The sequence below is a fragment of the Lichenibacterium ramalinae genome, assembly GCF_004137085.1.
Lineage (GTDB): Bacteria > Pseudomonadota > Alphaproteobacteria > Rhizobiales > Beijerinckiaceae > Lichenihabitans > Lichenihabitans ramalinae.
Genome location: NZ_QYBC01000021.1, coordinates 106327 through 118872, shown reverse-complemented (window position 1 = coordinate 118872; position 12546 = coordinate 106327). Strand labels below are relative to the sequence as shown.

General features: G+C 72.3%; 11 protein-coding genes. 9 read left to right on the top strand and 2 right to left on the bottom strand.

Annotated elements, in window-relative coordinates:
* Positions 1–248: 248 nt before the first annotated feature.
* Positions 249–1277: a LacI family DNA-binding transcriptional regulator gene (locus D3272_RS21990; protein WP_207210284.1), complete on the bottom strand. Its 1029-nt coding sequence runs from the start codon at positions 1275–1277 to the stop codon at positions 249–251.
* A 213-nt stretch (positions 1278–1490) separates the two neighbouring features.
* Here D3272_RS21990 and D3272_RS21985 point away from each other — a divergent pair, with 213 nt between their 5' ends.
* The 5 genes from D3272_RS21985 (at position 1491) to D3272_RS21965 (ending at position 7111) form a co-directional block, all read left to right on the top strand.
* Positions 1491–3014 (top strand): sugar ABC transporter ATP-binding protein, encoded by a 1524-nt coding sequence (locus D3272_RS21985; RefSeq protein ID WP_129221356.1) that lies wholly within the window; start codon positions 1491–1493, stop codon positions 3012–3014.
* Positions 3011–3997 (top strand): ABC transporter permease, encoded by a 987-nt coding sequence (locus D3272_RS21980; protein ID WP_129221355.1) that lies wholly within the window; start codon positions 3011–3013, stop codon positions 3995–3997. The genes D3272_RS21985 and D3272_RS21980 overlap by 4 nt, the downstream gene beginning before the upstream one ends.
* A 2-nt stretch (positions 3998–3999) precedes the next feature.
* Positions 4000–5082 carry an ABC transporter permease gene (locus D3272_RS21975; protein ID WP_165361468.1) on the top strand — a complete coding sequence of 361 codons (1083 nt, stop codon included), beginning with the start codon at positions 4000–4002 and terminating at the stop codon, positions 5080–5082.
* Positions 5083–5135: 53 nt separating this feature from the next.
* Entirely contained in the window at positions 5136–6146 is a 1011-nt protein-coding gene (locus D3272_RS21970) for a substrate-binding domain-containing protein (RefSeq protein ID WP_129221353.1), read from the top strand.
* 71 nt (positions 6147–6217) lie between these two features.
* A complete protein-coding gene (locus tag D3272_RS21965; protein ID WP_129221352.1) occupies positions 6218–7111 on the top strand; it encodes an NAD-dependent epimerase/dehydratase family protein in 894 nt (297 codons plus the stop codon).
* Positions 7112–7117: 6 nt separating this feature from the next.
* On the opposite strand, the gene otnC is transcribed toward D3272_RS21965, so the two are convergent.
* The gene (gene otnC, locus D3272_RS21960; RefSeq protein WP_129221351.1) at positions 7118–7783 is read right to left on the bottom strand and encodes a 3-oxo-tetronate 4-phosphate decarboxylase; all 666 of its coding nucleotides are present in this window, start codon (positions 7781–7783) and stop codon (positions 7118–7120) included.
* 149 nt (positions 7784–7932) lie between these two features.
* Here otnC and ltnD point away from each other — a divergent pair, with 149 nt between their 5' ends.
* From ltnD to D3272_RS21940, 4 genes are all read left to right on the top strand, one after another.
* Entirely contained in the window at positions 7933–8832 is a 900-nt protein-coding gene (ltnD, locus tag D3272_RS21955; protein ID WP_207210283.1) for an L-threonate dehydrogenase, read from the top strand.
* 4 nt (positions 8833–8836) lie between these two features.
* Entirely contained in the window at positions 8837–9625 is a 789-nt protein-coding gene (gene otnI / locus D3272_RS21950; RefSeq protein WP_129221349.1) for a 2-oxo-tetronate isomerase, read from the top strand.
* A complete protein-coding gene (gene otnK, locus D3272_RS21945; protein ID WP_129221348.1) occupies positions 9622–10890 on the top strand; it encodes a 3-oxo-tetronate kinase in 1269 nt (422 codons plus the stop codon). Before otnI ends, otnK begins: the two co-directional genes overlap by 4 nt.
* A 409-nt stretch (positions 10891–11299) precedes the next feature.
* Positions 11300–12409 carry a branched-chain amino acid aminotransferase gene (locus D3272_RS21940; RefSeq protein ID WP_129221347.1) on the top strand — a complete coding sequence of 370 codons (1110 nt, stop codon included), beginning with the start codon at positions 11300–11302 and terminating at the stop codon, positions 12407–12409.
* Positions 12410–12546: the final 137 nt, after the last annotated feature.

Sequence of the window (12546 nt, the reverse complement as noted above, 5' to 3'; positions counted from 1 at the left end):
GGCATTCTTGTGGATGTTCATCCGGTCCCTCCCTTGGGGCTGAAGCGTCGCAACCTCAGCTTCCTCGGTTCGGATCGGATGGACAACCTATGGAAAGCTCACAGCTAGAGCGGTATCGGCTTTCTCCGAGTCGCCTTGGCGACCCCAAGCCGATGAAACTGTTGTCGATTCGAAGTCGGAGCGCATTCGCCGAAGGCGAAAGCGCTCGAGGCCCGGCCGGCTCGTCGCCGGCCCGGGACGCGACGCCCTCAGGTGCTGCCGCGCACCACCAGTTCGAAGCCGACGTCGACGCGCCGGGGCCCGGGCGTGTCCCGCGCGATGGCGCCGAGGAGCTTCTCGGCCCCGATGCGGCCGATGGCGAGGCGCGGCGACGCGATCGTGGTCAGGCCCGGCGTCACGAGGCCGGAGATGTCGAGGCCGTTGAACCCCGCGATGGCGACCCGGTCCGGCACCGCGATGCCGTCCCGCTGCGCCCGCAGGATCGCGCCGACCGCGAGGTCGTCGTTGGCGTAGAAGATCGCGCGGGGCGGCGGGTCGAGGCGCAGCGCCGCGACCAGCATGTCGCCGCCGAGCGCCGGGCTCGACGGCACGTCGCGCGTCAGGGGCCGCCGCCGCGCCGCGCCGCATTCGGCGAGCGCGCGGTCGAAGCCGCGGAAGCGCTGGCCGGCCCGGTAGTCCTGGTCCAGCCGGCAGCCGGCGAACAGGATGTCGGCGTGGCCCCGCGCCAGGAGGTGGCGCGCCATGGCGGCGCCGGCGGCCGCATGCGACAGGCCCACGTTCATGTCGATGGACCGCGAGCCCACCTCCATGATCTCCACCACCGGCCGGCCCCATCGCTCCAGCAGCGCGCGGGTGCGCGGCTGGTGGCGCGTGCCCGCCACGATGAGCCCGGGCGGGGACCAGCCCAGGAACGTCGCGATCCAGCCGTGCTCCCGGTCGAGGTCGTATTCGGTGTTGCCGAGCAGCAGCTGGAAGCCGGCGCGCTGCACCACCTCCTGGATGCCCTGGATGGTTTCGACGAAGACGGCGTTCGACAGCGACGGCACCACGACCGGGATGACGCGCGACTCGGCCGACGCCAGCGCGCCCGCCACGCGGTTCTGCACGTAGCCGAGCTCGTCCACGGCGCGCCGCACCCGGTCCCGCAGGTCCGCCGACACCATCGCGGGTTTGTTCAGCGCGCGCGACACCGTGATGGGCGACACGCCGGCGCGCGCCGCCACATGCTTCAGGGTCGCCGCGCCCGGGCCATCTCGCTGGCCGGACGTCGCCGGCATCGTTCTCATGGCGAAAGCAAAGCACGAAACCGCGGCGGCACCAAACCGCGGCGGGACCGGCCGGCGGCGCCGGGCGATGATTGCGAGATCATGATTGCGCAATCAATGGATCTGACCTAACGTCCGGGCGTGGAAGGAGCCGGAACGGCCGCGACCATGCCGGGGAGGGCGATCAGATGAGCGCGGAGCGCGGAGCGCGACGCCGATTCGACGATGCCGGGCCTCTACGCGGCCCAGGGCATCCGGAAGAGCTACGGCACCGTGCAGGTGCTGAAGGGCGTCAGCCTCGACCTGAAGCCCGGCCGCATGGTCACCATCATGGGCGAGAACGGCGCCGGCAAATCCACGCTGTTCAAGATCCTCGCCGGCCAGGTCCCGCCGTCGGGGGGCACGCTGAGCCTCGACGGCGCCCCCCTCGCCCTGGCCTCGCCGTCCGCCGCCCACGCCAGGGGCATCTACCTCGTCCCGCAGGAGCCCGCGCTGCTGCCGGAGCTCAGCGTGGCCGAGACCATGTTCGTCGGCGCCCTGCCGACCCGCCGCGGCCCGCTCGGGCGGGTGGACTGGACGGCGATGCGCGCCCGTGCGCGGGCGGCGCTGGACGCGCTCGAGCTCCCCATCGCGGTCGACCGGCCCGCCCGCACGCTCAGCATCGCCCAGCAGCAGCAGGTGGAATGCGCCAAGGCGCTGCTGCGGGGCTGCCGCATCATCCTCTTCGACGAGCCCACCAGCCCCCTCACGTCGCACGAGGTCGAGCACCTGTTCTCCATCATCCGGCGGCTCCGGGCCGACGGCTGCACGCTGAGCTTCATCAGCCACCGCATGGACGAGGTGCTGGAGATCAGCGACGAGGTCGCGGTGCTGCGCGACGGCCTGCTGGTCGACGTCGTCGACCGCCCGTCCTTCGACCGCACCCGCCTGCTGTCGCAGATGGTCGGCCGGCCCATGAAGGCCGTGCCGCGCCGGTCCGTCTCGAATGCCCGCGACGAGGTCGCCCTGGAGGTCCGCGGCCTGTCCGACGGGGCGCGCTTCCACGACGTCGGCTTCAGCCTGCGCCGCGGCGAGGTCCTCGGCCTCGCCGGACTCGTCGGCGCCGGCAGGACCGAGATCGCCGAGACCGTCTTCGGCATCCGCCCCGCCGCGGCCGGGGAGGTCCGGCTCGGCGGCGAGACCGTCACGGGCCTCGACTGCCACGCCATGATCCGCAAGGGGCTCGTCTACGTGCCCGAGGACAGGGCCCGCCACGGGGCCGTGCTCCCCATGACCATCACCGAGAACGTCACCTCCGGCCTGCTCGAGCGCGTACGCCGCCGCGCCGGGCTGCTCAGCGCCCGCGACGAGACGCGCATTTCGGCCTCCGCCGTCCGCGACTTCCGCGTGCGCTGCGCGGGCCTCGACCAGACCCTGCGCGAGCTGTCCGGCGGCAACCAGCAGAAGGTCGTCTTCGCCAAGTGGATGACCACCGGGCCCCGCGTCGCGATCCTGGACGAGCCCACCCGGGGCGTCGACGTCGGCGCCAAGGAGGAGATCTACGAGATGATCGACGCCATGGCCCGCGACGGCATGGCGCTGCTCGTCATCTCGTCGGAAAGCGAGGAGCTGGTGCGGCTCTGCGACCGCATCCTGTCGGTCTACGAGGGCCGCATCGTCGCGGAGCTTTCCGGCGCCGGCATCACGCCCGCCGCCGTGGCCCGCTCCTACCTCACGGCGGCGGCGCCCTCGGGCGGGGTCGCGGCATGAGCGCCGCGGCAGCGCGGTCCCCCGCCGCCTCGCGGCCAAGCTGGCGGGAGCGGCGGGAGCTGGTCCTGGTCGCCGTCACGGCCGCCTCGGCCGGCGTCGTCGGCCTGGTCAACCCGGGCTTCCTCACCTTCGAGAACCTCCGCTTCGTGGCGCTGAACTCGGTGGTGCTGTCCATCGTGGCGCTCGGCCAGACGCTCGTCATCGCCATGCGGGGCATCGACCTGTCGGTGGCGCCCCTGATGGGATTGTCGGCGATGGTCTGCGGCCTGCTGGCGCAAAGCCATGGTCTGCCGCTCTGGGGCGCGGTCGGCATCGCGCTGGCCCTCGGGCTCGCGCTCGGCACGCTCAACGGCGTGCTCGTCGCGGCGCTGAACATCCCGCCCATCATCACCACGCTGGGCACCTACAGCCTCTTCGGCGGCCTGACCTTCCTGTACTCGGACGGCACGCAGGTCGACCAGGTGCCGCCCGCCTATGCGGCTTTCGGCAACGCCGGCCCGCTCGGCCTGCCGGTGCCCACCCCGGTGCTCGTGCTGGTGCTGGTGACGGCCGCCTGCTGGTTCGCCCTGAACCATTCGCGCTTCGGCCGGGCCGTGCTGGCGGTCGGCAACAACGCCGCCGCCGCCTACAACGCCGGCCTGCGCGTCACCGCCATCCGCATCCAGGTCTATGCGCTGTCCGGCCTGCTGGCCTGTTTCAGCGGCCTGGTCTTCGTCTGCTACACGGGCTCCGCCACCGTGACGACCGGCACGGGCGACCACGTGGAACTGCAGTCCATCGCGGTGGCGCTCGTGGGCGGCACCCTCATCGCCGGCGGCCGGGCCAACGTGGTCGGCACCGTGCTGGCGAGCCTGTTCCTCAGCACGGTGTTGACGGCGCTCGTCTTCCTGCAGGTCCCGCCCATCTGGTACTCGGCCGGCGAGGGGCTGATGATCCTGGTCGCGGTCCGGGGCGGCACGCGCCGCGCCGGCGGGACGGCATGACGATGGACATGCGCGCGCCCGCCAACGCCAACGCCGTCACGCCCCGCAACCGCCGTCGCCTCCCCGTCGGGGGCTGGGAGCTGGCTTTGACGGGGCTGCTCGCCGCCGTCGTGGTCGGCTTCGGCGCGGCCGCGCCCGGCTTCTACACGGGCCCGGCCTCGCTGCTCGGCCTGACGGAGAACTTCCTGCCCTTCGGCCTCGTGGCGCTGGGGCTGAGCCTCGTGATCCTCACGGGCGGCATCGACCTGTCGGTCGGCGCCGTGGCGAGCCTGTCGGCCGTGCTGGCGGCGCAGCTGTGGAGCCGCTTCGGCGTCGACATCTGGGCGGCGGCCGCCGTCGGGGTCGCGCTCGGCGGGGTGCTCGGCCTCGTCAATGCCGGCGTGATCCTGCGGCTCGGCATCGAACCGCTCATCGCCACGCTGGGCACCAGCTTCCTCTACGGCAGCGCCGCCGTCGCGGCGGCCGGCGCCGAGCCGCCGTCGGGCTTCCCGGGCGGCTTCACGGCCCTCGGCACCGGCACCGTCGACGGCGTCCTGCCGGCATCCCTGGCCGGCCTCGTGCCGATCCAGCTCGTCGTGTTCGCCGCCTTCGCCGTCCTGTTCTCGGCGCTGGTCGCCCGCAGCCCCTTCGGCCGGGTGCTGGTGATGGTGGGCTACAGTCCGGACGCGGCGCGCTATTCCGGCATCCGCACCGGGCGCGTCCTGGTGACGGCCTACGCGGTCTCCGGCGCCATGGCGAGCCTCGCCGGACTGGTGCTGGCCTCCTATTACGACGCCGTGCGGCCCGACATGGGCGACGTCCTGCTGCTCACCGCCATCACCATGGTGGTGCTGGGCGGCGTGAGCATCTTCGGTGGCGAAGGCACGGTGGCCGGGGTCGTGGTGTCGGTGCTGGTGCTCGGCTTCCTGCGCCAGGGCATGCTGATCGCCGGCTTCTCCGACATGGTCACCACCATGCTGACCGGCGCCATCCTGCTGGCCTCCATCGCCGTCAAGAACCTGTTCAACAGGCGCGGCACGGGGCTGGCCAACCAGATCTGGGCGATGATCCGACGCCCCGAGCCACCGCGCGCGAACCCGAGCTGAGACGGCGGGCCGCGCGGACCATCCCATCGGACCTCCCGGGAGGAGACCACGTCATGAGAAGCCATCGCGTATCGCTGGGCGGAGCCGCCCTCGCCCTCGTCCTCGCCCTGTCGGCGTCGCCGCTGGTCGCGGCCGAGTCCGGCACGCCCGACACCGCCAAGCGCATCAAGGTCGCCATGGTGCCGAAGCTGGTCGGCCTGTCGGTGTTCAAGGCCAACGAGGACGGCGCCAAGGCGGAAGCCGCCAAGCTCAACATCGATTTCCTGTACACCGGCCCGGTGACGGCCTCGGCGCAGGGTCAGGTCGACGCCTTCAACAGCCTCATCGCCCGCAAGTTCGACGTCATCACCACCACGTCCAACAACCCGACGCAGCTCGCCCCCTCGCTGATGCGCGCCATGAAGGCCGGCATCAAGGTCGTGGCCTACGACAGCGACGTCGCGCCCGCCGCCCGGGACTTCTTCATCCAGAACACCGCCTATCCGGCCTTCGGCAAGGCCTTGGTGGAATCGGTGATCAAATACGCCGGCCCGAACGCCAAGATCGCGATCCTGTCGTCGACGCCGGACGCCACCATCCAGAACGAATGGATCGGCGCCGTGAAGACCTACCTCGCCGCCACCTACCCGAAGGTGGAGATCGTCGCCACCGAATACGGCCAGTCGAGCCCGTCGCAGTCCCTGACGGCGGGGCTGAACATCCTGCAGGCCCACCCCGACGTGACCGGCATCATCGCCCCCGACGGGGCCGCGGTGGTGGGGGCCGCCGCCGCCATCGAGAAGCTCGGCAAGACCGGCAAGGTGTTCACCACGGGGGCCAGCAACCCCGACGCGGTGCGCCAATACGTCAAGAGCGGCGTCATCAAGGAGACGCCGCTCTGGGACGAGGTCAAGGAAGGCCAGCTCGTCATGTATGTGGCCCGCCTGGCGGCGAACGGCGCCTTGAAGGACAACGACACGTTCACGGCGCCGGGCCTCGGCACCTACGAGGTCAAGGACAAGGTCATCGTGTTCAGCGAGCCCTTGATCTTCGACGCTTCCAACATCGACCAGTACAAGTTCTGACGGGTCGAATCCGACCGGGCCGCCCGCCGCGCGGGCGGCCCGGATCCCATGACGACAGAAGGGTCCTCGACATGAAACGCGTGATGTTCACGGGCGGCAGCGGCAAGGCGGGCCGCCACGTGGTCCAGCACCTGGTCGACCACGGCTACCAGGTGCTCAACCTCGACACCAAGCCGCTCGACAACCCCAAGGTCCGCACCCTCGTGACGGACATCAACGACAGCGGGCAGGTCTTCAATGCCCTGTCGAGCTACATGGGGCTGCACGAGTTCGACGCCGACCTGTCGCCCCAGCCGGTCGACGCGGTGGTGCATTTCGCCGCCATCCCCCGCATCATGCTGGTGCCCGACAACGAGGTGTTCCGCATCAACACGATGGGCACCTACAACGTCATCGAGGCGGCCCTCAAGCTCGGCATCCGCAAGGTCATCATCGCGTCCTCCGAGACGACCTACGGCCTCGTGTTCAACCACGGCCATCGCGATCCTGAATACTTCCCCCTGGACGAGACCTACCCGGTCGATCCGCGCGACAGCTATGCCATGTCGAAGGTCTGCAACGAGAAGACCGCCCAGGCCTTCGCCGGCCGCACCGGGGCCGACGTCTACGCGATCCGCATCGGCAACGTGGTCGAGCCCGACGAGTACAAGCTCTTCCCCGGCTTCTTCGCCAAGCCCGATTTCCGCAAGCGCATCGCCTGGAGCTACATCGACGCGCGCGACCTCGGCCAGATCATCCGGCTCGGCATCGAGACGGACGGCCTGGGCTTCCAAATCTTCAACGCCGTCAACGACCACACCTCGTCCGACCTGCCGACCGCCGAGCTGCTGAAGCGCTACTATCCGGGCGTGCCGGTGCGGGGCGAACTCGGCGAGTTCGAGGGCCTGATGTCGAACCGCAAGGCTCGGGAGATGCTGGGCTTCCGCGAAGCCCACAATTGGCGCCGCGAGGTGCCGCAGGGCTGACGGCGCTCACGCCCCGGGGTGGCGGTGCTCCGCCGGCGGGCCGCCGAAGGCCCGCCCGAGCTCCGCCACCTGCGCGGGGGACAGGAGGCGCGGGTTGAGGCCGCGCAGCAGGAGGTAGAGCTTCGCCGTCTCCTCCAGCTCCTCGATGGCGTTGACGGCCGCCGTCAGCGTGTCGCCCGCCATCACGGGACCGTGGTTGGCGAGCAGCACCGAGGCGTAGCGGCCGGCGAGCCCCCGGATGGCGTCGGCGACCGCGGGGTCGCCGGGGCGGTGGTAGGGCACCAGGGCGGTGTCGCCGACCCGCATCACGTAATAGGCGGTCAGCGGTGGCAGCACGGATCCGGGCGCGACCTCCGGCAGCATCGAGACCGCCACCGAATGGGTCGAGTGGAGGTGGACCACGGCGCCCGCGCCCTGCCGCGTCTCGTAGAGGGCGCGGTGCAGCGGCCCCTCCTTGGTGGGCTTGTCGCCGGACAGGAGCCGGCCTTCGGCGTCCATCAGCGACAGGCGCGCGGGATCGAGGGACCCCAGCGACGCGTCGGTCGGCGTCATCAGCAGCCGCCCGTCCTCGAGGCGGACGCTGATGTTGCCGGAGGACCCGGGCGTCAGGCCGCGTTCGAACAGCGACCGGCCGTAGCGGCAGACGGCATCGCGGATGTCGGACTCGCGCATGGAAGGCTCCGGCGACGTGGAAACGGCGTTGACAGGAGACGACCCCCGGCCGATGTTCGATGATAGCGCTATCATCCGGGGGCGGCAACCGGCCGGCCCGGTGGTTTCGGCGGCGGTTCATGGGATCGACGATCATGGCTGGAGACGGGATGGCGGGCACGACGGCCGTGATCGGCCTGGGGTCCATGGGCCACGGCATGGCGCAGTCGCTGCTGCGCGCCGGCTTCGCGGTGGCGGGCTACGACCCCGCGCCGGGCGTGGCGGAGAGCCTCGCGGCCGAGGGCGGGCGGGCCGCCGCCAGCCCGGCCGACGCGGCGCGGGATGCCGCCGTGGTGGTGGCGGTGGTGGTCAACGCCGACCAGACCGAGGCGGTGCTGTTCGGACCGGACGGCTGCGCCGACGCCATGGCGCCGGACGCCGTCTTCGTGTCCTGCGCCACCATGGCGCCGGACCGGGCCCGGAGCCTCGCGGCGCGGCTGGAGGCGAGCGGCCGCCACTATCTCGACGCCCCGATGAGCGGGGGCGCGGCGCGCGCCGCCGAGGGCTCCCTGACCATGCTGGCCTCGGGCAGCGCCGCGGCCTTCGCCCGGGCCGAGCCCGCCCTCGCCGCCATGACGGGCACGCTGTACCGGCTCGGCGACACGGCGGGGCAGGGGGCGGCCTTCAAGATGGTGAACCAGCTGCTCGCCGGCGTCCACATCGCGGCGGCCTGCGAGGCCATGGCCTTCGCCAAGCGCGAAGGGCTCGACCTCGGCCGCGTCTTCGACGTCATCACCCGATCGGCCGGCAATTCCTGGATGTTCGAGAACCGCGTGCCCCACATCCTCGAGGGCGACTATGCGCCGAAGAGCGCCGTCGAGATCTTCGTCAAGGACCTCGGCATCGTGGTCGACATGGCGCGGGCGAGCCGCTTCCCGGTGCCGGTGGCGGGCGCCGCCCTGCAGATGTTCCTCATGACGGCCGCGGCCGGCATGGGCCGCGACGACGATGCCTCCGTGGCCCGGCTCTACGGCCGGATCGCCGGCCTCGACCTCCCCGGACAGGACTGATCCCATGCCGCGCTTCGCCGCAAACCTCACCCTGATGTTCACCGAACTGCCCTTCCTCGACCGGTTCGCGGCGGCGGCCCGCGCGGGCTTCGAGGCGGTGGAGTTCCTGTTCCCCTACGACCATCCGGCGGAGGCCGTGGCGGAGCGCCTGCGCGCCAACGGGCTCGCCCAGGCCCTGTTCAACCTGCCGCCCGGCGACTGGGCGGCGGGCGAGCGCGGGCTCGGGGCCCTGCCGGAGCGCCGCGACGAGATGCGCGCCAAGTTCGCGGAGGCCGTGCCCTACATCCGGGCGACCGGCACGCCCTGCGTCCACCTCATGGCGGGCAAGACCGACCGCTCGGCACCCCATGCGGCGGCCTTCCGCGACGCCGTCGCCTGGACGGCGGGCCGCCTCGCCGACCTCGGCGTCACGCTGGTGCTGGAGCCGCTGAACACGCGCGACAACCCGGGCTATCACCTCGTCGACTTCGACGAGGCGGCGGCGCTGGTGCGCGACCTCGCGCTGCCGAACCTGAAGCTGCAGTTCGACCTCTACCATTGCCAGATCCTGCACGGCGACGTGACCCGGCGGCTCGAGGCCGCCATGCCGATCGTCGGCCACATCCAGATCGCCAGCGTGCCCTCGCGCAACGAGCCCGACGGCGAGGAGCTGAACTTCCCCTACCTGTTCGACCTCGTCGACCGGCTCGGCTACGGCGGCTTCGTCGGTTGCGAGTACCGGCCGCGCGGCCGGACGGAGGACGGCCTCGGCTGGTTCGCGCCCTACCGGGCCGGCCTCGGGGTCACGCCGTGAGCCTCCTGCTCGGCGCCGTGGCCGACGACTACACGGGGGCCTCCGACCTCGCCGGGACCTTCGCGGGCGCGGGCCTGCGCGTGGTGCAGACCATCGGCGTGCCGCCCGGCGACCTCGCCCTGCCGGAGGTCGACGCCGTCGTGGTGGCGCTGAAGAGCCGCTCGGTCCCGGCGGAGCGCGCCGTGGCCTTGTCGCGCGCCGCCGACGCCTGGTTGCGCGAACGCGGCGCCCCCCACGTGCTGTTCAAGGTCTGCTCGACCTTCGATTCGACCGACGCCGGCAACATCGGGCCGGTGACGGAGGCGCTGGCGGCGCGCACCGGCGCGGTGCCGCTCGTGTGCCCGGCCTTCCCGCGCAACCGCCGCACCGTCTACCGCGGCCACCTCTTCGTCGGCGACGACCGGCTCGACGAGAGCCCGCTCAAGGACCATCCGCTGAACCCGATGCGGGATTCGAGCCTCGTCCGCACGCTGGCCCGCCAGAGCACGCGTCCGGTCGGCCTCGTCGCGCTCGAAACCGTGGAGGCGGGCGTGGAGGCCGTGCTGGAGCGCCTGGCCCTGTTGGCCGAGGACGGCTGCGGCAGCGCCGTCATCGACGCGGTGCTCGACCGGCACCTCGACGTCCTCGGCCGGGCCGCGCTCGCCGGCCCGCTGTCCACCGGCGCGTCGGGCCTCGGGCTCGGCCTCGCGCGCGCCGTGGCGGGGCAGGGGCGCGCCGGCCCGGCCGAGGCGCCGCGCCCGGGCCGGGACGCCGGGACGCCCGGCACGCTGATGCTGGCGGGGAGTTGCTCGGCCGCCACGCTGGGCCAGATCGACCGGGCCGAGGCCTCCGGCGTGCCGGTGCTGCACCTCGACGTCGCCGCGTTGCTGGCGGGGGGCGGCACCGCCGAAGCCCTCGCCTGGGCGCGGCAGCGGCTGGCATCCGGCCCCGCGCTGCTGGCGACGAGCCGCCCTCCCGCCGAGGTCGCCGCCCTGCAGGCCCGCTTCGGCGCGGCCGCGGTGTCGGAGCGGCTGGAACAGGCCCTCGCCGAGATCGCGGCGGCGCTGGCCGACGACGGCCTGTCCCGCCTCGTCGTGGCGGGCGGCGAGACGTCGGGCGCCGTGGTCGACCGCCTCGGCTTCCAGGCCTTCGCGCTCGGCCCCGAGATCGCGCCCGGGGTGCCGCTGCTGGAGGCGGTCGGCGCGCGGCACGCCGGGTTGAGCCTCGCGCTGAAGTCCGGCAATTTCGGCGGGCCGGACTTCTTCGCCGATGCCGCGCGGGCGTGAGTGTGGGTGAACGAATGGGCTTCGCTCCGGAAGCGAGGCGAAAGTCCCCGATGATCCCAGCGGGCCTTCGGGCACGGTTTCGAACCCGCCACAGGCTCTGAGCGGTCCGCCACAGTTTCTGAGCGGTCCGCATGGCGAGGCCGGTGCGGCCCCGCCATGCGGCAGGGGACGGGCAGCCCCGAGCCGAACGCCGGCCGGGGCGACGCCGGCCTTGCCTCGCCGTGCCGGCCTGGGCAAAAGTCCGTGCAGGATCCTCGCTCGGCGAGGCAGGATCCTCGCTTGGCGAGGCAGGGTCTTCGCCCGGCGAGGCTAGCTCCTCGCTTGGCGAGGCTAGCTCCTCGCTTGGCGAGGCAAGCTCCTCGCCCGGCGAGGCTGCGCGATCTCCCTCGAGCCCAGAACGGAATGTCCCATGCCAGACCTCAACCCCGCCCGTGACGGCACGGCCTTCACGGTTCGGCCCCACGCGTCCCCGGTTTCGGCCGAGCAGCGGGCCGAACTGTTGCGGGACCCCGGCTTCGGCCGCGTCTTCACCGACCACATGGCGGTGATCGACTATACCGAGGGTCGAGGCTGGCACGACGCCCGGATCGAGGCACGCGCCCCCGTCCTCATGGATCCGGCGTCGGCGGTGCTGCACTACGCGCAGGAGATCTTCGAGGGCCTCAAGGCCTATGCCACGCCGGACGGCGGCGCCACGCTGTTCCGGCCGGACCAGAACGCGCTCCGTTTCGCGCGGTCGGCGGAACGCCTGGCCATGCCGCCGCTGCCGAACGACCTCTTCGTCGATTCGCTGCAGCAGCTGATCCGGGTCGACCGGGACTGGATCCCGACGGTGGCGGGCGGCAGCCTCTACCTCAGGCCCTTCATGTTCGCCAGCGAGGTGTTCCTCGGTGTCCGGCCATCGAAACAGTACCTCTACATGGTGATCGCTTCGCCGGTCGGTTCCTACTTCAAGGGCGGGGCCAAGCCCGTCACGGTCTGGGTGTCGCAGGACTATACGCGGGCGGCACCGGGGGGCACCGGCGAGGCGAAGTGCGGCGGCAACTACGCCGCCAGCCTCGCCGCCCAGGCCGAGGCGTCCCGGCACGGCTGCGAGCAGGTCGTGTTCCTCGATGCCGCGGAGCGCCGCTGGGTCGAGGAACTCGGCGGCATGAACATCTTCTTCGTCATGGACGACGGCACCCTGGTGACGCCGCCGCTCGGCACCATCCTGCCCGGCATCACGCGGGACTCGCTGATCGCCATGGCGCAGCGCGAGGGCATCACGGTCCGCCAGGAGCCCTATTCCATCGACCAGTGGCGCGCCGATGCGGCGAGCGGCCGCCTGCGCGAAGTCTTCGCCTGCGGAACCGCCGCCGTCATCACGCCGATCGGAACCGTGCGGACGACGGAGGGTGAGTTCATCATGCCGGGCTCCGGCGCCACGCAGGGCATCACGGAACGGCTCCGCCGGACCCTGACCGACATGCAGCGCGGCTCCGGGCCGGACCCGTTCGGCTGGGTCCACCACGCGGCGTGACGCCGGCGCGGGGCTGGCCCGGCGGCGGCGGGCGGGCCGGAACAGCGGTCGGATGGCGCCCGTTCCGCAGCCACGACGGCCCGAAGTCCCCGGCGGAGCCGCGCTCCGCCGTTGCCCCCGGGCCGCGGGGTCGCGGC